Annotated in this window: 24 protein-coding genes, 1 tRNA gene and 1 pseudogene; 11 read left to right on the top strand and 15 right to left on the bottom strand. The window is 65.5% G+C overall.

Annotated features, from left to right (window positions below; translation table 11 throughout):
• Nucleotides 1-859 precede the first annotated feature (859 nt).
• The 6 genes from AB0P41_RS07825 to AB0P41_RS07800 form a co-directional block, all read right to left on the bottom strand.
• Nucleotides 860-1,261 (bottom strand): DNA-binding protein, encoded by a 402-nt coding sequence (locus tag AB0P41_RS07825; RefSeq protein WP_365930795.1) that lies wholly within the window; start codon nucleotides 1,259-1,261, stop codon nucleotides 860-862.
• Entirely contained in the window at nucleotides 1,258-1,506 is a 249-nt protein-coding gene (locus tag AB0P41_RS07820; protein WP_365930793.1) for a type II toxin-antitoxin system CcdA family antitoxin, read from the bottom strand. Before AB0P41_RS07820 ends, AB0P41_RS07825 begins: the two co-directional genes overlap by 4 nt.
• 145 nt (nucleotides 1,507-1,651) lie before the next feature.
• Complete coding sequence (locus tag AB0P41_RS07815; protein ID WP_365930792.1) at nucleotides 1,652-2,581, bottom strand: hypothetical protein; 930 nt, start codon at nucleotides 2,579-2,581, stop codon at nucleotides 1,652-1,654.
• A 476-nt stretch (nucleotides 2,582-3,057) separates the two neighbouring features.
• Nucleotides 3,058-3,348 carry a hypothetical protein gene (locus AB0P41_RS07810; RefSeq protein ID WP_018960870.1) on the bottom strand — a complete coding sequence of 97 codons (291 nt, stop codon included), beginning with the start codon at nucleotides 3,346-3,348 and terminating at the stop codon, nucleotides 3,058-3,060.
• 29 nt (nucleotides 3,349-3,377) lie between these two features.
• Nucleotides 3,378-3,743 carry a hypothetical protein gene (locus AB0P41_RS07805; RefSeq protein ID WP_365930791.1) on the bottom strand — a complete coding sequence of 122 codons (366 nt, stop codon included), beginning with the start codon at nucleotides 3,741-3,743 and terminating at the stop codon, nucleotides 3,378-3,380.
• A 29-nt stretch (nucleotides 3,744-3,772) separates the two neighbouring features.
• Nucleotides 3,773-3,967, bottom strand: coding sequence for a type II toxin-antitoxin system Phd/YefM family antitoxin (locus AB0P41_RS07800; RefSeq protein WP_024490776.1), 195 nt, complete (start codon nucleotides 3,965-3,967; stop codon nucleotides 3,773-3,775).
• Between the two features lie 552 nt (nucleotides 3,968-4,519).
• Here AB0P41_RS07800 and AB0P41_RS07795 point away from each other — a divergent pair.
• Nucleotides 4,520-5,320 carry a hypothetical protein gene (locus tag AB0P41_RS07795; RefSeq protein WP_365930789.1) on the top strand — a complete coding sequence of 267 codons (801 nt, stop codon included), beginning with the start codon at nucleotides 4,520-4,522 and terminating at the stop codon, nucleotides 5,318-5,320.
• Nucleotides 5,321-5,772: 452 nt separating this feature from the next.
• Here AB0P41_RS07795 and AB0P41_RS07790 read toward each other — a convergent pair whose 3' ends face one another.
• The 3 genes from AB0P41_RS07790 to AB0P41_RS07780 all read right to left on the bottom strand — a co-directional run bounded on the left by AB0P41_RS07790 (nucleotide 5,773) and on the right by AB0P41_RS07780 (nucleotide 9,132).
• Nucleotides 5,773-6,267, bottom strand: a complete 495-nt coding sequence (locus tag AB0P41_RS07790) for a hypothetical protein (protein ID WP_365930787.1) — start codon at nucleotides 6,265-6,267, stop codon at nucleotides 5,773-5,775.
• Nucleotides 6,268-6,276: 9 nt separating this feature from the next.
• Nucleotides 6,277-7,755, bottom strand: a complete 1,479-nt coding sequence (locus tag AB0P41_RS07785; RefSeq protein WP_365930785.1) for an RNA-directed DNA polymerase — start codon at nucleotides 7,753-7,755, stop codon at nucleotides 6,277-6,279.
• A 351-nt stretch (nucleotides 7,756-8,106) separates the two neighbouring features.
• Nucleotides 8,107-9,132: a tetratricopeptide repeat protein gene (locus AB0P41_RS07780; RefSeq protein WP_365930784.1), complete on the bottom strand. Its 1,026-nt coding sequence runs from the start codon at nucleotides 9,130-9,132 to the stop codon at nucleotides 8,107-8,109.
• 565 nt (nucleotides 9,133-9,697) lie between these two features.
• Between AB0P41_RS07780 and AB0P41_RS07775 the strand changes: the two genes are divergently transcribed.
• The 5 genes from AB0P41_RS07775 (at nucleotide 9,698) to AB0P41_RS07755 (ending at nucleotide 14,262) form a co-directional block, all read left to right on the top strand.
• Nucleotides 9,698-9,874, top strand: coding sequence for a hypothetical protein (locus AB0P41_RS07775; RefSeq protein WP_365930782.1), 177 nt, complete (start codon nucleotides 9,698-9,700; stop codon nucleotides 9,872-9,874).
• A gap of 125 nt (nucleotides 9,875-9,999) precedes the next feature.
• Nucleotides 10,000-11,907 carry a nucleotidyltransferase domain-containing protein gene (locus AB0P41_RS07770; protein WP_365930780.1) on the top strand — a complete coding sequence of 636 codons (1,908 nt, stop codon included), beginning with the start codon at nucleotides 10,000-10,002 and terminating at the stop codon, nucleotides 11,905-11,907.
• A 50-nt stretch (nucleotides 11,908-11,957) separates the two neighbouring features.
• Entirely contained in the window at nucleotides 11,958-13,022 is a 1,065-nt protein-coding gene (locus AB0P41_RS07765; protein ID WP_365930778.1) for a hypothetical protein, read from the top strand.
• Complete coding sequence (gene fabG / locus AB0P41_RS07760; RefSeq protein ID WP_365930776.1) at nucleotides 13,003-13,794, top strand: 3-oxoacyl-ACP reductase FabG; 792 nt, start codon at nucleotides 13,003-13,005, stop codon at nucleotides 13,792-13,794. Before AB0P41_RS07765 ends, fabG begins: the two co-directional genes overlap by 20 nt.
• A gap of 30 nt (nucleotides 13,795-13,824) precedes the next feature.
• Nucleotides 13,825-14,262, top strand: coding sequence for an NUDIX domain-containing protein (locus tag AB0P41_RS07755; RefSeq protein ID WP_365930774.1), 438 nt, complete (start codon nucleotides 13,825-13,827; stop codon nucleotides 14,260-14,262).
• Between the two features lie 165 nt (nucleotides 14,263-14,427).
• On the opposite strand, the gene AB0P41_RS07750 is transcribed toward AB0P41_RS07755, so the two are convergent.
• Entirely contained in the window at nucleotides 14,428-15,597 is a 1,170-nt protein-coding gene (locus tag AB0P41_RS07750) for an XRE family transcriptional regulator (RefSeq protein WP_365930773.1), read from the bottom strand.
• Nucleotides 15,584-16,345, bottom strand: coding sequence for a hypothetical protein (locus AB0P41_RS07745; RefSeq protein WP_365930771.1), 762 nt, complete (start codon nucleotides 16,343-16,345; stop codon nucleotides 15,584-15,586). The genes AB0P41_RS07750 and AB0P41_RS07745 overlap by 14 nt, the downstream gene beginning before the upstream one ends.
• Before the next feature lie 694 nt (nucleotides 16,346-17,039).
• Here AB0P41_RS07745 and AB0P41_RS07740 point away from each other — a divergent pair.
• The 3 genes from AB0P41_RS07740 to AB0P41_RS07730 all read left to right on the top strand — a co-directional run bounded on the left by AB0P41_RS07740 (nucleotide 17,040) and on the right by AB0P41_RS07730 (nucleotide 19,839).
• Complete coding sequence (locus tag AB0P41_RS07740; RefSeq protein ID WP_365930769.1) at nucleotides 17,040-18,122, top strand: IS110 family transposase; 1,083 nt, start codon at nucleotides 17,040-17,042, stop codon at nucleotides 18,120-18,122.
• Between the two features lie 176 nt (nucleotides 18,123-18,298).
• The gene (locus AB0P41_RS07735) at nucleotides 18,299-19,516 is read left to right on the top strand and encodes a Shedu anti-phage system protein SduA domain-containing protein (protein ID WP_365930768.1); all 1,218 of its coding nucleotides are present in this window, start codon (nucleotides 18,299-18,301) and stop codon (nucleotides 19,514-19,516) included.
• Complete coding sequence (locus AB0P41_RS07730) at nucleotides 19,513-19,839, top strand: hypothetical protein (protein ID WP_365930766.1); 327 nt, start codon at nucleotides 19,513-19,515, stop codon at nucleotides 19,837-19,839. Before AB0P41_RS07735 ends, AB0P41_RS07730 begins: the two co-directional genes overlap by 4 nt.
• A 270-nt stretch (nucleotides 19,840-20,109) precedes the next feature.
• On the opposite strand, the gene AB0P41_RS07725 is transcribed toward AB0P41_RS07730, so the two are convergent.
• Both AB0P41_RS07725 and AB0P41_RS07720 read right to left on the bottom strand, forming a co-directional pair.
• Nucleotides 20,110-21,531 (bottom strand): ATP-binding protein, encoded by a 1,422-nt coding sequence (locus AB0P41_RS07725; protein ID WP_364939885.1) that lies wholly within the window; start codon nucleotides 21,529-21,531, stop codon nucleotides 20,110-20,112.
• Nucleotides 21,532-21,993: 462 nt separating this feature from the next.
• Nucleotides 21,994-22,067: transfer RNA gene (locus tag AB0P41_RS07720), tRNA-Gly, on the bottom strand.
• Between the two features lie 477 nt (nucleotides 22,068-22,544).
• On the opposite strand from AB0P41_RS07720, the gene dcd reads away from it, so the two are divergent.
• Nucleotides 22,545-23,120 (top strand): dCTP deaminase, encoded by a 576-nt coding sequence (gene dcd / locus AB0P41_RS07715; protein ID WP_356709417.1) that lies wholly within the window; start codon nucleotides 22,545-22,547, stop codon nucleotides 23,118-23,120.
• Between the two features lie 6 nt (nucleotides 23,121-23,126).
• Nucleotides 23,127-23,627, top strand: coding sequence for a phosphoribosyltransferase (locus tag AB0P41_RS07710; protein WP_356709419.1), 501 nt, complete (start codon nucleotides 23,127-23,129; stop codon nucleotides 23,625-23,627).
• 72 nt (nucleotides 23,628-23,699) lie between these two features.
• On the opposite strand, the gene AB0P41_RS07705 is transcribed toward AB0P41_RS07710, so the two are convergent.
• Together AB0P41_RS07705 and AB0P41_RS07700 are read right to left on the bottom strand one after the other, a co-directional pair.
• The gene (locus AB0P41_RS07705; protein ID WP_365930763.1) at nucleotides 23,700-24,626 is read right to left on the bottom strand and encodes a Yip1 family protein; all 927 of its coding nucleotides are present in this window, start codon (nucleotides 24,624-24,626) and stop codon (nucleotides 23,700-23,702) included.
• A gap of 201 nt (nucleotides 24,627-24,827) precedes the next feature.
• Nucleotides 24,828-25,081: pseudogene (locus AB0P41_RS07700) on the bottom strand (Fe-S oxidoreductase); the annotation flags it as partial.

Raw genomic sequence — 25,081 nt, 5'->3', positions numbered from 1 at the left:
ACCTGATCGAGGTGGCGGGCGTCTGGCCCGGGACTCAGCCTTCGCCGAAGCGGTCTGAAGGGAAGGCGCCCGCTGCCCTGAAGGGTTCTGGTGAAGCCGCCGGCCAGTTCGGTGGGGCGTGCCGTGGCGGCAGGGCCGAGGCGGTCGTACGGGGCGGCGTCGAGGCGGTCGGTGAGCACCTCTGCTTCACCGCGCGGGGCCGAGCCGGGCTCCGGGAGATCCCCCGCGCAGTCCAGCGGACCGCGATCGCGCAACCGGCCCCGAGCGGGGCCCATTGCTTCGAAAACTATCCGCAGATCCGCATGCACAATACCGACGTCGGTGCCGTGCCGGTGGCGTTGTGCAGGACCAGCGCCTCGATGCCGGGCAGGCCGGCTGTCGCCAGGGCGGCGATGTGACCGTCCCCCCCCCGGTGCTTGCGCAACAGCGTCGCGGCGTGCCTTACGGGACCGGGTGCGGGGTGCGGTTCTTCGGGCTCGGACAGCGCTGCGGGCGCGCGCGGGCGAACCTGGCACGGCGAAGATCGGAAAGGCTGGGCTGTGATGCCATACGTCGATCATCCAGGGAGAGGCCGCAGGGGCCGACCGGACGGTGACAGGCTGCTGGGCACAAGGAAGCCCCGACCGACGGCCTGGGGCTTTCTGCTGGAGCGGGTGACGAGAATCGAACTCGCGCTCCCAGCTTGGGAATCAACGGTTCCTAATTTGTTGCAGGGGCTCTGACCTGCGATTTCGGATTGGGCAGGTGGATGGCTCCCGGTCTCTGGGAGCCGTATCTGACCGCTGTTGTCCGCTCTGCTGGGCACGGCTGGGGCACGAGTGCTTGGCCGTGCGACGCGTGCTCCGGGCGGGTCGTCTGGTCAGAGGGGGATGATGCGGACTTGGTTGCCGCAGAGCTTGGTCATGTCATCGCTGTCGGACGTCAGTAGGGCGACGGGTTTTGGCTGACGGAGCGCGACCTCGGCGACCGTGGCGTCGATGGCGTACTTGTGCCCGTGCAGCCCGGCGCCTTTGAGGAGCTCAGCCGCCGCTTTCGCCGCGTTTTCAGTGACGGGCTCCACCTTGACACGGGACAGGGCCCAGTTGAGGCGAGGCATGTTGGTACGGGTGTGGGTGACTTCCACGATGGTGTTGGCACCGATCACCAGGTCGGCTCCCATGTCGTGGAAGACCTGCAGCATGGCGAGGAGCTTGCGGTCCTGCGCGATCCAGGCGGACAGCCCTTCCGAGTCCAGGACGACGGTCTCGATGCGCTCGCTCACGCGGCTTCCGTGCCCTCGGCGGTGCCGGCGGAGCCGAAGATCTTCGCGCGAGCCTCGGTGAGCTCTTCGTCGCTGAAAGGCCCGTGCTCCTCCTCGTGACGGTGAAGATCGTCGCCCAGGAGCTGATGCCGGATCTGGCGTGCTACGGCTTCGGCTACGTAGCCGGAGACGTTGTCCGTGAGCTTCCGGAGTTCCGCCACCTGGTCGCTGGGGAGCGTGACGGTGATGCGAGTCGTTGAGGACATAGATCCAAGCATACTGGAGTATGCGCACAGAGGCGCACACCTCCGCGGAGCTCAGATCGGGAGGAGCTTCGCAGGCAAGCGCCGTGCGGGCCCGGTTGGCCGGTGCTCACTGCGCTGCCAAAGCGAGGCGAGGCGGGTGCGGCAGTCAGGAAGGGAGGAACGCGATCAGCCGTCCCGGGATCAGGTACAGGGTGATAGCGGTGCTACCGAGGAGGAACGGCAGTCCGACGAGAACGCGGAGAGGAAGCCAGACGGGGGACCAGGCGCTCAACGCCTTGCCTCTGTTATCCGCCTTCGGTAGGTACCAGACGGTCCGGGAGGGTGAGGGGTTTGCCGCTCCGCTGTACGCCCGCTGAATGTATTCACGCCGTCGGCCGGAGGCGTCGGTGAGCACGTAGACGTGTTCATCAGCCCCGTGCCGACCGTGTGCCGACCGAGCGAACGTCGCCCGTGTCCGATGGCCCCGACGTACCAGCGCCCACAGGTCGATCGAGGCGCTGCATACGAGAAGTGCCGAGAGGAGGACCACTCCGCCGACAGTCCCGCCCACAGTGACGGCCAGGATCGCTCCTGTCATGTCACCCATGACTAGGAGGGCGGTCGCGTAGCCGAAGAGCAGCGCGAACAGCCCGATCAGCCAAGGATTGGAAAGATCGCCCCCGGGGCGCCGGGGTGGTTCACCGGACTCTCCTGCCGTTGTGACATGCCCGCTGGGCAGAATGGGCGAACCCTCGCGGAGCCGTACCGCGTCGGCTGCGCACACGGCTATGAGGCGCTTCGCGCCGCCATGGGGAGCCCAACTGGCCTCCGTGGTCGAATGCCCGTGACGCGGGTCGAAGAAGCAGGGCGGAAACCGCCCAGGTATCGGTGAGCCGGCGACACGGGTTTCCAGGTCGACCAGGGCGGTCAGACCCTCCTGTAGTAGATGCGGAACGACCTTCTTCTGCCTGCGGCGGTGCAAGGCACGAGAAGCGGCGTCGTACGCGTCGAGGGCGCGCTCCCAGTCATCCAGCGCCTTCGGCGGTGTTCCGGGATCACCCGGAACGAAGGTGTGCTCGACCAACATCTCGCCCAAGGCCGTCACTTCGGCCTCGAGCTCCCGCTGCCGATCTCGTCGCCCTGGTCCAAGCATCTCCACCCCACCACGCGATGTTCCCTGAAGTTTAGGTGCCTCGTGCGTCCGGGCGCGCTGCCTTCTGCGCCCTCTCCATGGAGGCCGTCAGAGGTTCCCCGGCACGACGGACCGAAGGTGGCGCGCACCTGGGCGGCTTTCTGGGAAAACGTGAAGGCCCCGGTCGCTGACCGGGGCCTTCATCATGGAGCGGGTGACAACGGTTCTTGGGCTGCCAGAGGGTGCCTGAGCTGGGGTTTTGCAACGGGCAGGTGGATGAGCCCGTGTCTCTGAGAGCCGTATCTGACCGCTGTTGTCCGCTCTGTTGGGCACGGATGGGGCACGTCGGCGGCGGGTCATCAGTCTGAGGTTCTGCGCTGGAGCGGGTGACGGAAACGGAACGGGACCACCTGTGCTGCAGATGCTCCGGTGGGCAGACGTCAGGCCCAGAAGGCTTCGGTGACGACGATCTGGGGATCGGCGTGGCGCCGCATGAAGGTGTAGATGAGCCAGCCGCGTCCGCCGGCCAGGTCCACGATGTGAGGGCCGCCGGGGCTTGTAGAGGCCAGAGGTCGGACGGTCATCCAGTGCGGGAGCGAGGCATCGGCGTCGATCCCCCGGAAGTACGGGTCTTCGGCCGTGATCAGTTCCGCACGGGCACTCATGATCAGGTCGCTGCCTTCGGCGGGCATGTTCTGGAAGTCGTGCTGCGCCTGCTTCGTCCAGTCCATTTGCCAAGGCGGCCGGAGTGGTTCGTCGATCACTCTCCGGGCTTCCTCTCAGCGGCTTCGTGCCGGAGGCGGCTGTACTCCTCCAGAAGCCGGAGGGACTCCTCAGGGTCCACGGACTTGGCGGCGCGGGCTTCGAGGTCGCGAAGCTGCGAGTCGAGAACGGGATTCCGTGCGATGGCGTACTGCGTCCACCACAGGCGCATGAAGGCGGGCACGGGCGTGATGTTGAAGGCGTCGCCGATGACGCGCTTCCAGTGCGCCTCAAAGTCCGGGAGGAGGTGCGGAGCGTGTTCCTGAATCGCCAACCGAAGTGCCTGAGGCGTGCGTTCGGGCATGGGCGGCAACCGCAGGGGTTCCCCCTCGTAACCATCGAAGTGGAGTGCGTGGGCGGGCATGGTTCGTGCTCCTTGGTGTGGAGGGTGGGTCAGGCCGCCTCGTGTCGGTCCTCGTGTGGCTGGCGCCCGCGGGCCATCTGCTCGAACCACTCGGCCGGCACCAGGTAGGCGACCGTCTTGCCCTTGCGGGTGATGGCGGCGGCCTCGCCGGCGATCCGGGTCCGGTCCAGGATCTCGCCCATCCCCTTGCGCAGGTCGATGGTTGTGTACGTCTTCGTCTCCATATGCCGAAGCGTATAGCAACTATCATAGTTGACATACATGCCCGTGGGGTGCGACGGCTGGAGGAAGCCAACGGGCACGTCGGGTGCAGGGTGAGCGCGGGGTGCCTGATCGGGCTTGTGGCAACAAAGAAGCCCCCGGCCGCTGGCCTGGGGCTTTTTCATGGAGCGGGTGACGAGAATCGAACTCGCGCTCTGAGCTTGGGAATCCCCTGGCGCTCGGGCCACTACTTGGGCCCTGAACTGCGGAAACGAGTCCAACCAGCAAAGTGGGTGGCGTCTTTCCCTGCCTGCTGTTGACCGCTGTTTACTGTCCCTACTGGCACGTTGTGGCACGCGCCCTTCCCTCCTGCTCGGCTACGGCGCCCTGCGGTCGGCATCAGTGACGTACCGCCGCTGTCGGTGCCAGGTGGCATGCTCGCGGCCATGAGTCTGAACATCTCGTTACGGGCGCGGTGGGGACGGCGTGTACGGGGCTGGGGTGACGAGTCGGTAGCTGAACTTCGCGTTGACCTTGATCGGCTGGGATATGGATGGTGGCCCATCCCACCGCGAATGAAGGTTGCTCTCAGACATGCGTCCGCAGCGGATCTCCCGTGGTTCTTCTTCATGCTCGCTGCGGCCATGCTCGCGTACGTCGTGGTCGTGTACTTCGTGATTGTGCTGGGTCTCTACCGCGGGCGGGAGCCACATTGGCACTGGCTGGCAGCCTGGGCCATCTTGGTCACGCTGCTCATGAAGCTGTGTGTGAAGACGAGAGGCGCCGGTCTTCCGTTCGTCCGCAACCAGCTCACCTCGGCGTGCAGGGCAACGATTCGAGCCTGCGCTGAAGCGCATGGCGCCAGCCACGCTCAGCGGCCGGAGAAGCTCTTCGCTGCGGGGACTGCGCTGCGCCGTCTCGAAGGGAACGTGATGCGAGCGCATCGCCGTTCGGGAACAGTCGCCCTCCTGTCTCCCCGGCGGCGAGAGCTGAAGGCCCATGCTGGCCAGGTGGTGGCCAAGCTGCGCGAGGCGGAAGCTGCTCTGGATCACAGCCCTCAGGCCGAAGCGCTTAGCGAGATCGCCGGCTTGGTCGCGACGATCGCCGAACAGTATGTCGACGGATGCATTGGAGCGCTCCTCCCCAAGCCTTTGCTGGAGGGCAAGAAGCCAGTCCGCGACCGAGAGCTGCTACGGGTAGCCGCCGCAGTTGTGCTGATCGCTGGAGGCGTTGTCGGGTTGGCCTTCCTCGGCCTGCCGGACATGGCGATAGCTGCAGTAGGAACCGCCTGGTCCATGTTGATACTCATGGCTTTGTTCGGCAGCAATTGGGCGAGCCACCTGCCCGTCTTCGAGCTCTTCAAGCCGGGCCCCTGATGGCCCAAGGCGGGATGACAGGGTTCCTGGTGTTGACCATCTCGGTGACGCTGAATTCGTGATGGGCGTAGCGACGAATATGTGGAAGCCGAAGACTGCGGTGGCGGGTCTCGCGTCGCGCGATGTCGACCGCAGACAAGGCCCTGGTCTCCGACCAGGGCCTTCGTCGTGGAGCGGGTGAAAAGAACCGAACTCGCGCTCTGAACTTGGGAGTCTTGGCAATGCGGACCCGAACAGGACGGTGGGCCGGAGAGAGAGCTGGACGGACGCATTTGGGCATCCTGGCCAAGCCGCCTCGATTCTGCTGCACTGCAACTTCGTTGCTACTGACCATCCAGTCTGACCAGATCTCCGGTAGCTCCAATTTTGATTCGAGTAGGTAGGTGCGCAGAGAGGGGGATTTGGCTTTTAGTTGCGGGAGGAAATGCGCTCAGGAGGTTCTGGAGGGTATATCACTCATCATCTTGGCTATACGAGGTAACCCCAGCGTCGATTCTCTTCGAGGCACGATCGAAAAAGCGATTAGGGACGGGTTCATCGCTTGAGACGATGGCTTCACGGCGTTCGAAGAGGTCGCGTACAACCTTCTCCAGCTCTGGTTCGGTTTTGGACTGCGACACTGCGATTTCCAGACGCGCAGCGTGCCTCAAATTCGTGTATTTCCGGGCCGACTCCCTATAGGAGCTGGCTTGCTTTCCCGATCCGATGAATGCGGCGGTAGCCGCAACAGCTCCAGAAACGGCAGATATGGGGCCACCAATCTTTATTGAGTAAAAGGCGGTTATCATTCCGGCCAGTGCGGCAACGAGTGCTGGCAAGAAAACTATGATGCGGCTCCAGAAATCGGCAGATTTTGCTGCCTCAAAATAGGATTGGGCGCTATAGTTCGCATCAGTGCTCAACGTGGTGAGAAGGCCCAAGGAAGGCGATGGAGTTGGCGTCGTCATGACTGCCTTTCATATCACTGGAACTTTGGGAGACGTGTCGAGATAGGAAGCAGTTAGGCCGAGTGCATCTTTATGCTGGGCGATGGAGGTAAAGAGTCTTTTGGGATAGTAGCCCGATTCGTACATTCCGACCATCAAGGCACGTCTCATGGAGTCTTCTTGCTCGTTCTCGAAGCGGTGCTTCATTAGCATTCCGCTGGATAGGCTTCCCGATCGAGCAATGTAGCGCACCGCAAATTCGCGGGGCAAGCTTCCTCTGTTTTTGTCCTCCAGAATTTGCCATGCGGCGTCAATTATTCGAGCATCCTTGATATCGTATTTCAAGGCCATTCGAAGAACCTGGAACTGCAAGTACGGGTACGGTGAGATCTCACCGCTGCTCATCATGGAAGCTAGTTTGGTGGCAACCTCGCCATCTCTTCCGTCAATGAACTTTGCCATGTAAGCGAAGATTTCTTTGGACATGTGAGGGTGTCTAGTGGCATTATCTAGAACCCAAGGCAGTGCGTAGTCATCGTTAAGTCGCTTAAGCCTGTTAATGGCAAATCGAAGATCTCTGACGGAGATTCGGTCCCGTTCTAGTACGGAATCAAAATATTTTCGAACCAGATCAGATCTGCCGGGGTTACCAACGACTATCCCATACTGGATAGCATCTTTCTCGGCATCGCTGAAGTAGTTGACCGCGCTCGATGTGTTCATTATTTCTGTCTTCTGAGTTGCCATGCTCAGACGTCGTGATCGCAGTACGTCATTTATCTGCAGGAGCGAATCTCTGAGCTCCCAAAAATCTGACCCGAATAGGTACATGTCATCTGAGTATCTTAGGGAGCGCACACCCCTTCGGCGCAACAATTCATCGACGGGGAGCAGGTACAGATTGGCCAAAATGCCGGACGCGTCGGACCCCTGTGGAATTCCCCATGCGCTATGGAAAGATTGAAAGGAATCCAAATAGATTCGGAGCTTATTCACCCACTCGACCTGCCCGGTTGCTGCCTCTAGGTCCTCTGTGAGGGTCTCAAGGTGGATGCTTTCATAAAAGGATGTGACGTCTGTCTTTGCCGCATAGTGCGTCGGATTTTTGACCAGATGTCGAGAGGCTGCCTTCTGCATCCGCAACCACATTTTGATTGGATCACGGAACGAAAAGCTGAGTCGATTCCATCTATAACTGTATACAGAAGAGAAGATTTCTTTGTCTACGGAGTGAGCCAACCCGAAAACGAGGGATTCGTAGAGAATTCTGTCACGAATTGAAAAACGCACTAGTGGGCGAACTGAGACCGGATCCTTAGGGAGGTTGATGATCTCGATGCTCTGAATGCGAGTTTTATCTTGTGCGAGGTCGTCCCTGATTGCGTTGTGCAGAGCCGGCCAGAAGCGTGAGATATCGTCCAGGCCAATGACGTCCGGAAGTTCTTCCAGATAGCGGCCCTTGTAGTGGTTTCGCCATGTAGCGTCAAGTATGCGAGCTACGTTGAGCATTGTCCCCCCAAGCTCCACATATCGACTGATGTCGTGGAGGAATACTAACTGGGTGTCAGGTACGGGCTGAGGCGGTGCTGTGGTGTGACCGACGGCTTAGACAGCCCGTCGGTCAAACCGAGCTCCCATCCCATCCGCCTCCGGCCCACACGCCGTGGAGCGGGCGTGGTTCAGGGCGTCAAGGCGGAGCGCGTCCTGGAAGATCCTCCGCGACTGCCCGCCTCAAGGGAGAAGGTGTCGACCCCGCGATGCTCGGCATTGCCCGCGTGTACAACCCTGTCCTCGTCGATAGGCAAGGGCCGCACGGCGCCCCACCCTGCTGCGGCTCGGCGGGCATTCAAGGGACAACCCTTAGCCCGTGATGCGGGCCGCTCGCTCGCGGAGCTCCTGCGCCTCCGGGACGCCGCCGTACCGCCGAAGGCGGACGCGCATGTCCTGAAGGGCGGCCTGGACCTTCACCGAGCGGATGCCGTCCGCACAGTCGAGGAAGTCGCTCCAAGTGGCCATGGCGCCGTCGACGTCGCCTTGGCGGAGGCGTACGCCGGCGAGGTCGGCGAGGACGATGGCGCGGGTGCGGCGGCGGTCGAGGCCGTGGATGTCGAGGGCGAGGTGTAGGTGTTCCTCGGCGGCGTCGAGGTCGCCGAGGCGGGAGAGGATCATGCCGGATTCGTGGGCCCAGCGGCCGGGGGAGTAGTGGGCGGCCCAGGAGTCGCCGGCTGCGGCGGTCGGCTTGCCGATGGCGGTCTCGGACAGGGCGAGGTGCTTGGTGGCCACGCGACGGTCGTCGTCCTGGGCGGCGGCGTTGGCGAGGGTGGCCTCGTAGTAGGCGACGGCCCGCGGGTTGTCGAGCTGGTGACCGTACTCCACGCAGGCTTCGCCGAGCTGGACGGCTTCGGCGCGGTAGCCGAGGTCGACGCACTGCACGGCAAGGCCGCGGAGAGCCGTCGCTGACAGCTCCGGATCGCCGGCCTCGGCGGCCAGGCGGAAGGAGTGGGCGTAGTAGCGCTGGGCGAGGCCGCGTAGTTCGGGGGTGTCGCCTTCGTCCTGGGCCATCCAACCGGCGAGGTGGACGAGCTGGGAGGTGGCGGCGAATAGGTCGCGGCCGGTGGCTTCGGTGAAGTGGCCCTCCAGCCAGGGGGCGACGTCTTGGGTGAGGTAGCGGACGGCCAGGTGGCGGGCGTGCCCACCACCGAGTTCGGAGGCGGAGTCGCCGAGGGCTTTGACCATGTGCCGCACGGCGGCCACCTCGCCCTGGCCGACGCGGATGGCTCCGGGAAGAGCGGTCTTGGTTCGGCGGGTGATGCTGTCCATGTCGGGCAGGCCGAGTGCGGACAGCGCGTATCCGCTGGAGGCGAGGATGAACTCCCGGCGTTCCACGTCGCTCCTTCCCAGGTGCAGGACTGATGCAACGGTATCTGTGTGGGGTGCCGCAGGCGTGGGCTCCGGGAGGTTGATCGCCTCGGGATCCAGTGCCAGCACCTGTGCGATGTAGGGCCACCAGTGGCCGGGGGTTCGTTCGCCTTCTATCCACCGCCTGGCGTGCTGACGCTGCAGGCGGCGCGGGTCACCGCATTCGGCGAGGCCGAGAGCGCGAGCCAACTCCGAGGGCCCCCAGCCGCGTTCATGGCATGCCCGCTTGATCAGTTGCGCGACGGCCGGGTTCTTCGGCACCCCGTCACCCTCCCCACCTGGATTACGCGGGATTACGCAGGACTACATCCTGGGCCCTGTTCCGTGAGTGCGGACCGGCGTTCACTGAACATCACCCCGCAGATCTCCGATTGGCTCGAATAGGCCCTGTTCAGGGCCTATTGGTGCCTGCCCGGACACGTTGAGAGGAACCGACGGTGGCGATGCGCAGTGACAACGCACGGACCCGCACGATCGCGCTCTCGCGCCACCCCAGCGCGGCACACGGCTCCGCGGTCCGAGAGGCGGTCCGATGAGCCGTTCCTACGTACCCGATCCGCTGGAGACCGCCCTGAGCTGGGTGTGGGCCCTCGGCACAGCTGCCGGGCTCGCGATGGTCGCACTTCTAGCCCACACCGAGCACTCCTCCGCTCAGGTGCAGCTGACGCTCAGCTCCGAGGACGTTCCGTTGTCCGACGGCCCCGTATAGACACCCTGGCCCGTCCTTGCCTCTCGCCTTGCTTCGAGGCTCGGGGCCCCATCGAGTCTTGCCGCAGGGCGCTCACGGCGCCCTCGCAGGCGTACCCGCTCCGCATCATCAGTGAAGGGAAGCCGATGTCCGGTCCGTACAACAGCGACACGTATCCCCTCCCCGTGTCGGTCGCGTTCAGCGGCCCCGACAACACCGGGAAGACCAAGCAGATCGGAATCCTTGCCCGGCGCATGGGCCCGGCCGCGACCTCGGCAGGCCCGCTCGACCACTACGACCCCCGCTGGACCGCCATCAAGGCCGACGGCATGTCCCGCTGGTGGTTCGAGACTGGCCCGGTCGAGGAGGTCGCCGACGTCCTTGCCGCCTCCTACCTGGAACGCTCCCGGCACCCCTTCTCCGCGTCGGTGCGCCTGCTGGACCGGGGCATCCCGATGCTGGAGGCGTCCGTCGCCGCGACGGTCGCTGTACGAGACGACCTGGACGCCGCGCAGGCCGCAGACCGAGCCCGACTCCTGCTTGCGCCGTACGAGACCGACCTGCGAGCCGCCGAGGAGAGCGAGCACGCCCTCGTCCTCCTGCACTGCGAAGACCCGGAGGAAGGTACCCGCCGGAGCCTGGCCCACGAGGTGACGGTCACTGGGATCTACGTGGCGTACCAATGTCACCTCCATGAGCAGATCAACCGCCTCGTCGTCGAGGGACGCTTCCCGATGGCGATCCGCATCAGCAATCGGCCGACCGTCGCCATCCAGGACGAGGTGCGCCGGCTCCTGGCGCCCCTGCACCCGGACGTGCCCGGCAGGGCTCTGGCAGGAGTACACGTCACCGCGCTGGGCGGCATGTCGGAGAGCGGCAAGAGCACGGCCGGCGAGTACCTGCGCACACAGCACGGCCACGCCCGCCTCAAGATCGGGTACCTCATCGAGGACGCGGCCGGGCGGGCGGGGATTCACGATCCGTACCGGCTGGGATCGGTCGGGCAGGCCGAGCTGATCGTGGATGCGCTGGACCGCTTCTGCCAGGCCCACCACTTCCTCGACTCCGTCAGCATCGAGTCGCTGCACGACTTCGACTCGACCGCCGAGCTTGCCCGGATGTTCGGACCTCAGCTCACCATCGCCTACCTGGACGCCTCCGAGGCCACGCGCACCCGGCGGGGCACCGCCGGGGCCCAGGACGTCGCTGACCGCGACCTCGTCAAGAGCGCACGAGGCGCGGACAAGATCGCCTCCCTCGCGCACGAGGTCATCGGCAACGACGGGCCACGCCTGGAGCTGGAGCGCCGGCTGGACCGCATCGCGCTCAACCGCCGCTGGCCGGAGCACCAGCCCTCCACCATGCCGGTCAACACACTCGGACTCCCCGTGCACCTGGAGTCCTATCTGGCGGAATTCCTTGACCGGACCACCGGCCTGCGCCCGCTGATCGACCTGCTCGCCGTCACCGGAAGCGGAGCCCGGGGCAAGTACCAGCACGGCTGGAGCGACCTCGACGTCCTTGTCGTGGCCGACACTTCCTCCCTCGACGAGATGCGCCAGATCCTCGCGGATCTGGAGGCCGAACTCGGCGGGGTCAAGCTGGGCATGACGGTACTGACCCGCGCCGAGTGCCGGGCCGGCGCCATCACCTCTCGACTGCTTCACGTCCTCGCTCTTATCGGCAGCGGGTCGCTGGTCCCCTTGTGGTCCACCCCTGGCCTGGCTCTGCCCGCTCCGGACGCGGCCACCGACGTGGCTGTAAGCCTGCGCGACGGCATCCAGGCCGCCATCGAGATCCGCCGCCAGTTCCTCAAGGGGAGTCCTGACCTCCGCGCCCTGTACAAGGTCACTGCGCTGCTCGCGAAGATTCAGCTCCGTTTCGGTGGGATCGAGTGTCCCTCCGACAGCGACGCGCTCACCGTCCTCCTCGACGCCACGCGGCAGGACACGAGCCTGATCACCGCCGCTCGCACCGAGCCGCTCGCTGCCGAAGCGCTCGCACTCCTCGTTCTCCAGGCTTGGCTGGACACCCTCCCCGGGGAGACGCGGTGAGCGCGAACGTCCGATGGCCCATGGCAGCAACGGGTGTCTTCCATAAGCCAGTGGCGAACCGGGAGCGGGCCGAAGTCGAGGCGAAGGGATGGGCACAGCTCTCCTCCCGCATCGCGGTTCCGGCCCTTCACGGGCAGATCGCTTTACCGGACAGACAACTCCTAGCCTACGAGGACGTTTTCGCCAACGGCCGGTGCGAACTGTTGATGGGCGATGTGATCGCCCTCGCCGACCGCGATTCGGCCGTCCAGCCTCGTCTGGCCCGCCTCGTGGACGGGGTCTGCGCCGACCTGCGAGCAGCGGCTGAGGAAACCGGGAGGAGCGTGCCGCTGGTCGAGTGCGTCCCGGACCTCTACCTCGAACGCATTCGCCCCGGTAGCCGACTCGACCGCTGGTATCTGCGTCGCGACCTGTCACTTGCCCTGCCTCACACCGATACGACCCTCAGCCTCCGGGAACTGGCTGGCTTCACCCTCACTGCCAACGGCATACCGCTGACGTTGAACGTCGCCGACACCATCGACAACGTCCGCCTTGCCCTGGCTCCCGATCGCCGCAGGCTCGCCGTCCTCACACAGGGCGATCCCACGGAGCCCAACATCGCCGACCCGCTGTGCTGGCTCGACTTCGAGTTCGCCGGGCGCAACACCATCGCGGGCGAAGCCGCCAACCTGCTCTGGTACCTGATGGCCCTGGGCGGCTGGCTCGTTCCCCGCTACCAGCCCGATGTGTACGCCCGCACCCTCCGCCTCGCCCTGCCGCCCCTGACCCGCCCGCGCATCGAGCACCTGGAACTGCACCGGCCCAGTCGGCACATCGATGTCCGATACTCCTGGAACACCGGCCCCGGCCGCGCTGCGGCCATTACCCGTGTCCTGGACGGCCTTCGCATGGAGAACGGCAGCGACATGGAGGAGATCCGTGCCTTTCTCGCCCTGCGCGTTCTCGGCGTCGTCCCGCCCTCCCGGCTGACCGGGCACGACCTTCTGCTCGTTCTGATCAAACTCGCCGAGAGCCAGGACCCGCACACGACGCTCGACACCTTCTTCACCACCGCACCGGCCCCGCACCTCCACCCCGGCGAACGGAGCAGCAATGTCCCTGCCCCTGCTTGAGACTCCTCTCCAGACCCGGCCGCTCCAGGGCCGCATCGCCCTGGTCACCGGCGGGGCCACCGGCATCGGGGCCCAGATCGGACGGGCGCTCACCACCGCCGGAGCAACCGTGGCGGTCAACCACCTCGGCCAGGACCCCGACGCCCACGCCCTCCTCTCCGACTTCGAGCGCGCGGGCAGCCCCGGGATCGCGGTGAACGCCGACCTGACTGATCCAGGCAGCGTCCAGACCATGGCCGGCCTCGTCCGCGCCGAGATCGGACCCGTCGACATCCTGGTGAACAACGCCGGTATCTACCCCCGCGTCGCCTGGCATGACACCGACGAGACCGCTTGGAATTACTCCCTCGACGTGAACCTCACCGCTCACTACCGCACCTGCCACGTGCTCACGCCCGACATGATCGAGCGCCGCTGGGGCCGGATCGTGAACATCGGCAGTGTCAACGCCCGCGCCGGCCGGACGAACCTCGTCGCGTACAGCACCGCGAAGGCCGGGCTGCTGGGACTTAGCCGCTCTCTCGCCCGCGAACTGGGCCCGTACGGAATCTGCGTCAACACCGTCATGCCCGGGGCCATCCAGGTCGAGGCCGAGAACACCCTCCCCGCCCTGCACCGCGCGCGGCCGGAAGACCAAATCAAGCGCCAGTGTGTCCCGCGCCGTGGGCGGCCTGAGGATGTCGCGGCCCTGGTGGCGTTTCTCGTGGGCCCCACCGCGTCGTTCATCACGGGGCAGTCCGTCCACGTCGACGGCGGCTGGCTGCTGCACTGAGACCACCAACAAGCAAGGAGACAAACCGAAATGATGGAACGAGTCCGCGCCGTCCTCGTCACCGCAGACGACACGATGCTGGTCATCCGCCGCACCCGGCCCGGCATCCCCGAATACTGGGTCCTGCCCGGCGGCGGCGTCGAACCCAGCGACGAGTCCCGGGAGGCGGCCCTCCACCGGGAGATCCACGAGGAGATCGCGGGGAAGGCCGACATCATCTGCCTCCTCCACACGATGGAGTCCGACGATGAGCGTCAGCTCTTCTACCTCGCGCGCATCGCGACCTGGTCCTTCGACGACCGCACCGGTCCCGAATTCAGCGCCGAAGGCCGCGGCGAGTACGCGCTGGAGGAGATTCCGTTGACCACGGAGGGGCTCGACGGTATCGACCTAAAGCCCGAGGAGATCACCCACGTTCTACGGGAAGCCATCAATGCGGGAAGCCTCGGAGTCGAGGCATCGCTCTGAACCTCTGAGTACGTCAGCACGCCATCAGGGCCGACTCTGAGATGAGTCGGCCCTGATGGTGTCCGTACGCGCTCCGGGCTTAACGTCGCGCCTCGATGCCGCACGTCCTGGGCGTAATAACGGGAGACGAGCCCCGCCCGCGTCTCCTCAAGCCGAGCGGCGCTGCTACTGGACCAGCCGGAGCACCGGCTTCTGTTCCTGAACGTCCAGCAGGTTCTGCACCCTCTCGCTTGTCCACGCCAGCTCATGAGCCAATCGGGAGACCGATAGGCCAGCTTCGCTGGCAGCTAGCTCGAAGGCCCGGCCAAGCAGCGAAGGCCGTTCCCCAGGGAAGTTCGAGACGGATTCGGCGGTGAAGCCCGGCTGGCCGTCGAGAGCGCGTAGACGCTGGTACGTCCGGCTGGCAGTCGCGTCGGAGATCAGCCCCAGCTCGCGGCATCGGTAGACGAGCGAATGGAGCGAGACTCCCCAGACCCCCCTGAGCTCGGCCAGGCGTGCAAGATCCATTCGCCGCGGCAGGAACGGCAGGATGCTGTCCTGGGGGGTCAGGAACTCGGCGGCGAAGGCATCAGCCTGCTTCTCCTGACGGCTGTCACCGGTGGCATCGGCGTGAAGCACGAGGTGGCCGAGCTCATGGGCAGCTGTGAACCGGTGCCTATAGATGTCGTCGGCCCGGGCGGCGGTTAGAACGACGAGTGGCCGTGCTGCGCGGGTGGAGAAGGCGTCCACGCTCGCGGCAGAGGGATCGCTGGCAGGCGGCATAACCACCACGATCCCGTGGGACTCCATCCGCCTCACCAGATGCGTGACAGGGCCGTCGCCCAGGCCCCAGCGCCTGCGGAGCTCACGGGCAGCGGAAGCGGGGTCGGTGGACAGCTCTTCGCCGGGATGGACCTCCCCACCGGCGAAGCCGGGCAGATCGACGAGAGGCAACTGAACCCGCTGTTCCAGCGCGTACGTGAGCTCCCAGACCTGCTCGGCGAACGCGAGCGCACGTTCCCGCTGGGACTTCGGTGTGCTGCGCAGGCTTCGGAAATGCGCCATGGAAGCGTCAAGCCGATTAGCCGGCCTCCCCAGCAGGAAGAACGTCAAGGGAACCCCGAGGACCTCTGCGAGCCGGGGGATCAAGTCAGGTCGTGGCTTCGACACCCCTGTCTCGTACTGCCCCACGGCCGCAGGCGTCACCCCGAGCCCAGCCGCCACGTCCTTCTTCGTCATCTCCGCCAGACGGCGAGCTTGCGTCACCCGGGTGGGATCGAAGAGGTCGTAGACGGCGCGGGGCGTGACGCCTCGTTCTTCCGTACCGGGAATGAGGTCTTGCTTAGTGGGTCGCATTGTCTTCGCTGCTCTGGTCCTCAATGGGTTCTGCCTCGGTCTGCACGGGTACGTGCAGGGCCTGGTCCGAGGCGGTACGAGAGGACAGCGTAAGGGTGGGTTCGAGTCCTTCGGCGAAGCCGGTGTGTGCCGTGACCTGGCCCGGAATGCTGATCGGGCGCAGCGTGTACGAGGTGACCTCCTGAGGCAGGTGGAGCGGCTCCGGATCGGTTGCCCACTCCAGCTGCCGGTTCATCCCGAGCGCCGCGATGCCCCAGTACGCCTCAAGGAGCTCGGAGGCGTTGCAGGCGAAGGGAACCAGAACCAGCTGGGTGCCCTCCGGGACTGTCGCCAGAGCGCCGCGCGGCTCGGCGATCGGGACGGTCGGCCCGAAGTCGAGGTCGAACGGAACCTGAGTGTGCTTCGGCGGCGGTGCGAACGTGAAGAGTTCCCGCACCAGCCGAGACTGGCTGGGGATGCGTGCGCTACGTACGTCCGACTTGGTGTTGGAGTACCGGAACGGGTAGATCAGCCCCTTGCCGATGAGCATCAGCTCGTACGAGAAGCCGAATGGCTTGACCGCGCGGGCGCCAGGAACCTGCTTCAGTTCGTCCTGAAGCCGCTCGTACTGGTTCTCGTACCGGCTGGTGCCGTAGACGCGGGTGGTGCGGGAGGCGGCTTGTTCCTGCGCGGCCTGTGCGTTGGCCTGCATGTTGCGAAGGCCCTGCCCGACGCGGCAGCGTGCATCTGCTGCTTGCTCGCCGAACACGTCGGTCGTCCACAGTGACGAAGGCATACTCATGCGGACGACTCCTCGGGTCGGACTACGCATCGAAGCATTCCAGTGCGGCTTTTACTTTAGTTGATGTCGGAGATTTTGCACAACTGCTTTGGTGCTCGGCGTTTCTGTTGCCCATTCGTCACTGGCGTGGCCCCGAGGAGGTCGTGGCGCGTGGAGGAGATGCTGGGCCATTGAGCATGGGTGCTGGAGCCTGTGCTCCCTGCCCGGGAGCTGCCTGTTCCCTAAAGGAACAAGGCAGGCGTTCCTTGAGTGAACGCCTGCGCCACGAACCGGCACCGCCTCTCACGAGGCGGCGACCGGGCGGCCAACGACGTGAATGGTGTCGGCATGAGAGTCGACGCCGCCGAACACATCCTGGTCCGTGGTGTCGTCCGCGACCGCTGATGTCATGCTGATGCTGCCTTCCGAGCCGAAGGTGGGCGCCGGCCGGGTGGCGCAGACAGGACATTGAGGGGGCTTCTGACCAAGCTCCTGACTTGTTGAATTGCCCCCAGATGCTCGGTCTGCAGCCGTAGCGTCCAGGGTGCCGGTCGGCACTGGCTCGCATAGCTCCTTGCCGCCCTTCGGGCTGGCTCATGATTAGCGTGCCGCCGCCGTCCGGCACCCGCGCGGTGTGGCTCGACAGAGGCATGAACGTGTGAGACCGCAACTTCAAGTCAGGGTGCCCACCGCACACTTCTGCCGCTTCGAGCACCAGGTCAGGATGCGCGTGATCACTATCGGGATCGACCCTCACAAGTCCTCTCACACCGCTGTCGCCATCGATGCCGCAGGCCACAAGGTCGGCCAGCGGAAGTTCATCGTCAACGCCGGCACCTTCGGCCAGCTGATGCGCTGGTGCGAGCAGTGGGCCGAACGACGGTTCGCCGTGGAGGGCGCCGGCGGCCTTGGCAGGACCCTCGCCCAGCAGCTGGCAGCCCATGGCGAGGACACCGTCGACGTGCCCTCTACTCTGTCGGCCAGGGCGCGGCTCCTGGCCACCGGAGGCGACCGCAAGACTGATCCTGCTGACGCGCTCCACATCGCTCAGGTGGCGCTGTTCCGCACCGACCTGCGCCAGGTGATGGCCGAGGACCAGTCCACCATCCTGCGGCTGCTGACCGAACGGCACAACGACCTGGTCAACGAGCGAACTCGCATCACCAACCGCCTCCACGCGGTCCTTCGCGACCTGCTGCCCGGCGGTGCCCCCACGAGGCTGTCGGCAGAGAAGGCTGCAGCGTTGATGAAGGGGATCCGGCCCCTCACTGCGACCGACAACTGCCGCCGCGACATCGCTCGTGATCTCCTGGCTGACCTTCGTCGGCTCGACCGCCAGGTCAAGGAGAATGAAGCGCAGATGCGCGAAGCTCTCGCGGCATCTCGGACGACGTTGACGTCGCTGCCAGGGCTAGGGACCGTACTCGCCGCCAAGGTCCTGGGGCACATCGGTGACGTCACCCGTTTTCCCACCGAGCACCACTTCGCCAGCTATACCGGTAGTGCTCCTCTGGATGCCTCCAGCGGGAAGAACGTACGCCACCGCCTCAACACCGGCGGCAACCGAGCGCTGAACTCAGCCCTTCACATCATCGCGATCTGCCAGATCCGAGACGGAGGCCGCGGCCAGGAGTACTACCTCCGCAAGATCTCCGAAGGGAAGACACCCGCCGAGGCACGCAGGGCCCTCAAACGGCGTCTCTCGAACGTCGTCTACCGGATCATGAAACGAGACCGGCGGAGCCAACTTGCACCAGCAGCTTGACACACAGAGGCGCTATCAGGTCATGTTCCGCCCGGCCGGAGCCATGAGAACAGGTCCCGGCGGTCGGACAGAACAACATGAGGACAGCCCAGCAGGGCGTCAGTCAGTGCCCGAGCCACGACCACCGGAACCTGAGTATCAGCATCAATGTCAGTGCCTCCTTCTAAAGTCACCGTATGACGACTTTCCGTTCTGGTTTCACGCTCTGGCAGATGGTCAGCGGGGCACGGGAGCTCACTGAGCATTCGAGCGTGCTGGATCGCATCGATGCAGTACTGCGCGTCATGGGTCCTGCCTTCGGTGGGACCGGGTACGGCAAGGGCAGGCCTCTGGTGAACGCCTTGGAAGATGTCGCCCAAGAATCGCTCCTGGTCGGAGACTTTGCTCTCGCGCAGCGGTTTCAGCGCTTTGCTGCCTACGCCGGTGGTGAGCTGTTCCTCGAAATCCTGGAGAACTACTACGACGAGGGTGCTCGGCGGCGTAGCGAGGAAGGCATGCGCAGGCTGGTGGCCATGGGCGCCGATCGAGCGGTGGCCGTTTTGGACGCTCTCTCCGAGGACAACCCGGAGGCGACGGTAGCCGATGCACGGGACCTCTTTCGCGGTATAGCTCTGTCCGTGGACCACTTGGGCCTCGGCGCGGGGGAGGGTGGGATTCGGCTTCCTGCTCGAGAGAGGAGGAGGCTCCAGCAATACGGGCACATGGAGCTTGTCCTGAGGAGCCTGCCACGACCGGCCTCGACCGAGGCGGCGCGGATGGTGGGCGATTTCCTCGCTGATGCCGACGCGGGGTTGCTGGCTCAGTTGCTGGAGTTGAAGGCCCGGCGAGCGGGTCTCGACGCTCTGCGTGCTGTGGTGGATGACGGGACTAGCTCGGAGAGCGCCCTCCACGCCCGTCTGAAGAATCAGGAGTGGATTTTCGGCGGTGCCTACGTGGCAGAGCTGGCACGCCGGCAGTACACCGCGGACACGATTCTGGATATCCCGCTTCTGCGGGGTGATGGGTCCCTTCACGTGGTGGAACTCAAGCGTGCCAACATCAAGGACCTGGTGATTCGCCGCAGCGGCCACCTCATGTTGGGCGCCGCGGCACACCATGCTGTGTCGCAGGCTCAAAACTACCTTCGCACCATGGACGAGAGCCGCGAGGCCATCCTGGCGAATCACGGAGTCGATACCCGTAGAGCCTCGGCAACGGTTGTGATCGGGCATCCGCGATTCGTCAGTGGTGGCATTACCCCCAAGGAGATTGCGGAGACACTCCGCACCTACAACACACACGCGGCACGCATTGAAGTGATCACGTACGAGACCCTGCTGGAGTCAGCAGCCCGGATGCTGGCCCTCGCGTCGGCGCAGCAGGATCCTGACCAGACCGAGGAACCCACTGCATGACCGAAGACGACCAGCTTGCGATCGAACAGCTGTTGGCCCGCCTGTGCGGGGGCGCGATTACAGGAAAGGACTACGTCGGCTACTTCCTCAATGAGCACGGAGAGGAACTCGTCTTCGCCCAGCGCTGGGGAGAGAAGACCGCCCGGTTCTGGCACAGCGACGCCGACTGGCAGATGTTCCGCGTCAGCGACCACTCGATACGGGTCGGCAGCGTGATGGACGGAGTGATCACCGTCGGCGACTTGATCATAAATCGCCATGAGGCGACGTGGCTGTCCTCGTGCCTTGCTGCCTCCCGCCACCTACGCCAGAAGCACAGCTGACACGCGGCTCGGGGAATGGGTAACAACGAAGCTCCCAGGCCTCTGACCTGGGAGCTTGTTTTCAAGAGCGGGTGACGAGAATCGAACTCGCGCTCTGAGCTTGGGAATCAACGGTTCTTGAACGGCTGTAGTGACTCTGACCTGCATGTTTGGCCGGGCCGGGCAAGGTCGGTGCTGCCCCAGGTCACCGGGCTTGACCGCTGTTGTCCGCTCCGAAGGGCACGGATGGGGCACGAACGCGGTCACTGCGGGGAAACGGCCCTTGGCGGGTCACGCCCAAGCGGTGATGAGGTCGTCGGGGGTGAGGCTGAGGATGCCGTTGGCGCTGCTTCCGCTGCGGGCGACGGCGAGCAGGGGAGTGGAGTCGTCGGTGCCGGGCAGTTGTGAGCGGTGGGTGACGAGTCGGGCGAGGTCGTGGTTGTCGAAGGGTTTGTTCTCCAGCCACTTGATGGATCCGACGAAGGTGATCTTCTTGGCGATAGGAGATCGGTCGGCGCCGACGAGGTCGATTTCAGGGTCGTTGGTGCGGGTCCAGTAGCCGCCGATCACGTTGGTGGCCTCGGGCAGCCGGTCGTCGGTCAGGCGCCATAGGGCCTCGCGGATCACAGGTTCGACGGCGCGGCCCCGCCAGGACGTCCAGCTGGTGCGGATCGATTCGAGTACACGGTCTCCACGCCCGCGCTCGATCATGGGGATGCCGGGCCCGAGGAAAGAGAGCCAGAAGCGCAGGTACGGATCGGCGACGTGGTAGCGGCTCTCGCGGCTCGGCCTGGTGGACAGCGGAAGGTCGGCCGCCACCATGCGTCGGCTGGTGAGGAGCTCCAGGGAACGTTTCAGAGAGCCTGGATTGAGGTCGCCGGCTGCCCGGCCGATCAGGGTGAAGGTGCGTTCCCCGTGTCCGATGGCACTCAGCACCGTGCGGGCCTGTGCCTCTGTGGGGAACTCGGCGGCCAGAGTGCGCTCGCCGCTGACGAGGAGGGCGGACGTCGGACGGGCCAGCGCCTGCTCCAGGTAGTCCCAGAGGGTGGCACCCGGAGGCCATTCCTCAAGGACGAGCGGGAGGCCGCCAGAGACCAGGAAGGCGTCGAACGCCTCAGCCGGCGGGAGGTCGAGCATGGCGGCGACCTCGGCCGGATTGAGCGGAGGTACGACCATCTCGGTGCCGCGCTGGTAGAAGGGGCGACCGTAGGTGTTCAGCTGCTCCATCATCGCGATGTCCGAGCCGATGAGGACGAGCAGTACGGGGAGCTTGGACAACGTCCGGTCGAATGCCTTCTGCAGCGCGCCCTCGAAAGTGGGGTCCTCGCGTACGAGGTAGGGCATCTCGTCGAGCACGACCACGCTGGGCGTGTCCTGAGGCAGGACACTGGCGAGCAGGCTCAAAGCCGCGTCCCAAGTCTGCGGGGTGGCGAAGTCCGCGACGCGGCCGGCGTCGGGGAGGGGAGAGACGGCGAGCTCGGCGGCGAATCCTGCCAGGTCCTCGGCCTTCGAGCCGCCTACTGCGGTGAAGAAGACATGAGGAAGCCCGGAGCGTTCCAGGAACTCCTCCACGAGCCGGGACTTGCCGACGCGTCGGCGCCCTCGGATCAGTACGGCGCGCCCGGGCCGCCCGCTGCGTCCGCCGGTCCGTACAGGGGCCAGCAGGTCATCAAGAAGGCCGAGCTCCGTACGACGCCCAACGAATCCGTTCACAGGCCCCACCTCGCCGATCGTTCATTCTCTGCCAGGGCAGGTTACTTTCATAAATGAAAGTTGCGCAAATGCAATGCTTCCTGCGCAGCTGTTGCCGACATCCCGTGAGACCGAGAGAAGATCAAGGCCGGCTTGCACGCGGTGGGCCCGTGTCATGGCACGCCAACTCGCCGACGCCCGGGGTCGATCGACGTCAGTGGCGGGCGCCGGGTGCCGGAAGGTGTGCGTGACAGGGCTGCGTCACGCGCCTCCGGCAGTCGACGCATGCCGACGCATGCCGACGCGCCAGATTGGACTTGCCTTGTAGTTGTAGACGTTGTTTGAAGCCAGGCTCGGGGCGTGATGGCCGGGCGGAAGGGCGCTGAACAGCGGTAAGAGGGGCAAGGCGCGGAGGTGATACGGGATGGTCAGGCCGGTCTGAACAGCAAGAAAGCCCCCGGCCGCTGGCCTGGGGCTTTTTCATGGAGCGGGTGACGAGAATCGAACTCGCGCTCTGAGCTTGGGAAGCTCATGTTCTACCATTAAACTACACCCGCGAAGCGCACCGATGATCGGCTGTGCACCGTCCCACACTGTACCCCATCGCAGGCCCCCGGCGTGTTCGCCGTGGGGTCTGTGTGTTGTTCCGGAGGGTGGACGCGGGTGTGGGTGGGGGGAGTTGAGGGCGTAGCGTGGGTGGGCGGAGTGCCGCCTGGAGTGGCGTCCCCTTCATCCCCTAATGTGGCGGTCTCGTCCAAGGCTGGCTGGGGAAGGGACTTGATGGAGTCGATGGAGCGCACCGTCGTCCGCTGTGCCGAAGGGCACGTTTTCGCTACCTCGTCGTTCCCGATGCAGCAGCTCGGGTCCGGGCGGATCGGGCCCGGGCGGCTCATCCGCTGCCCGCGCTGCGCGCGGTTGCGGCAGGCGGTTCCCGTGGTGTTCGAGGAGCGTTAGCGAGCGGCAGAGGTCGGAGGCAGGCGCGCGCGGGGCGGTCCGGTTGGGGTCGGCTCGCGCGTTCTGCGTATCCTCGGTGCGTGCTTCTCTCAGATAAGGACCTCCGGGCCGAGATCGATGCCGGGCGGGTTCGCATTGACCCGTTCGACGCTTCGATGGTGCAGCCCTCGAGCATCGATGTGCGGCTGGACCGCTACTTCCGGGTGTTCGAGAACCACCGCTATCCGCATATTGATCCCGCCGTCGAGCAGGCGGACCTGACCCGTCAGGTCGAGCCGGACGGTGACGAGGCGTTCATCCTCCACCCCGGGGAGTTCGTCCTGGCGTCGACCTACGAGGTCATCTCGCTCCCGGACGACCTGGCGTCGCGGCTGGAGGGGAAGAGTTCGCTGGGCCGGCTCGGGCTGGTGACGCATTCCACGGCCGGTTTCATCGACCCCGGTTTTTCGGGGCATGTGACGTTGGAGCTGTCGAATCTGGCGACGTTGCCGATAAAGCTCTGGCCGGGAATGAAGATCGGGCAGCTGTGTATGTTCCGGCTGACCTCCTCCTCCGAATTCCCGTACGGTTCCGAGCGTTACGGATCGCGTTATCAGGGCCAGCGAGGGCCGACCGCCTCGCGTTCTTTCATGAATTTCCATCGGACTCAGGTGTGATACGGCATGGCTGGTGAAGTGCGGGAGAATCTGACGTACGAGGTCTTCGGACACGCCGTACGTGAGCTGGCCCAGGCGGTGGCCGACGACGGCTACGAGCCCGACGTCGTGCTGAGCATCGCGCGGGGCGGGGTCTTCGTCGCGGGTGGTCTGGCGTATGCCCTGGACTGCAAGAACATTCATCTGGTGAACGTGGAGTTCTACACCGGGGTCGGGACCACCCTGGAAATGCCGGTGATGCTCGCGCCCGTTCCGAACGCCATCGACTTCACGCAGAAGAAGGTGCTCATCGCCGACGACGTCGCCGACACCGGAAAGACGCTGAAGCTGGTCCGCGACTTCTGCATCGACCATGTGGCCGAGGTGCGCAGCGCCGTCATCTACGAGAAGCCGCATTCGCTCGTGAAATGCGAGTACGTGTGGAAGAAGACCGATCAGTGGATCAACTTCCCGTGGAGCGTCGAGAAGCCCGTCGTGCGCCGTGAGGGCCAGGTTCTCGACTCCTAGGCCCCCTGTAGCAGGCAGACGTGGGAAGGGCCCCGGTGCGTTCACCGCACCGGGGCCCTTCCGCATGTCGGATCAGATCGTGCCGAGCTTGATGATCGAGAGCAGCGCGATCAGCTGGATCGCGGAGGCGCCCAGCGCCTTCGGCCACGGCAGGTCGTGCGACTTGCTCACCATCGAGGTGAACAGCGCTCCGGCGGCCAGCCAGGTGATCCAGCCGAGGATCTGGACCAGGGAGTTCTCGCCGCCGAGGAACAGGGCGAAGACCAGGCGCGGTGCGTCCGTGAGCGACATGATGAGCATCGACAGGCCCACGGTCGGCTGCCAGGAGCCCGTGCCGCCCAGCTGGCGGGCCAGGGTGTGGGTGACCGCGCCGAGGACCAGCCCGCCGATGACGAAGCCGACACCCGTGAAGATCACGTACGGGGCGGCCGTGGAGACCTCCGCGTGGATCGCCTCGTCGCGGGCCTGGTCGAAGCCGAAGAGCGCGAGCAGGCCGTAGACGAACGTGACGACGATCGCGGTGCCCCAGACGGGGTAGTCGCGCATCTGCCAGAACGTCGGGCCCGGCCGCATGACGATGCCGCTCAGCAGCTGCTTCCAGGGGAGCCTGGGCCCCGAGGGCTGTGCGGGGGCCTGGCCGGCCTGGTAGGTGCTGCCGTCGCCGTACGGGTCCTCGTTGATGCTGAACGCCTGGGTGTGCCCCGGGGCGTTGGCGTACGGGTCCTGCTGCGAGGGCTGTTGGTACGGGTCGCCGAAGTACTCCGGCTCGCCGTGCCCGCCCGTGTGCCCCTGCGCACCCCCGTGTCCGTTGCCGCCGTGCCCGCCGCCGTACGGGGCGCCCTGGGGGCCTCGGTACGGTGTGCCGTTGCCTCCTGCCGGGGGCCACGACTGCCCGCCGTACGGCGGCGGTGATGCCTGCGCGCCGTACGGCTGTTGCTGCTGCGGGTGTTGTTGCGGTGTGCGGTTGTCCCGGCCGCGTCCGATCCTGAATCCAGCCACGCATCGAACGTACCTGGTCCGTGTGGGTGCGGTGTGAGGGCCGGAGGAACACGGGGCCCATTGCGGCCTAGCTGTGACATCCCCTAGGGGAACCCCGGGGGGCCCGCACCACCCCTGGGCGGCCCGGCCGGGCCCCTGGAACGCCGGAGCGGCCGGTCCTGCCCCCGAGGCAGGTCCGGCCGCTTCCGTGCTGGGAGACAGCTACTGGACGGGTTCCGGTTCCGGCTGGTCGGCCGTCTCCGCGTCGCCCGCCGGGTCGGCGGGTGTCTTCACCGACTCGAGGAGCAGCTGGGACACGTCGACGACCTGGATCGACTCCTTGGGCTTGACGCCTGCGGCGGAGCCGCTTTCGGCTGCAGCCTTCTTGCCGTTGACCGAGTCGGTCAGCATGACGAGGCAGAACGGGCAGGCGGTGGAGACGATGTCCGGGTTGAGGGAGAGGGCTTCGTCGACGC

Origin of the sequence: Streptomyces sp. NPDC079167 (assembly GCF_040686735.1) — a bacterium.
GTDB lineage: Bacteria > Actinomycetota > Actinomycetes > Streptomycetales > Streptomycetaceae > Streptomyces.
The sequence above is the reverse complement of the archived record's forward strand: the minus strand, read 5'-3'. Positions and strand labels throughout refer to the sequence as shown.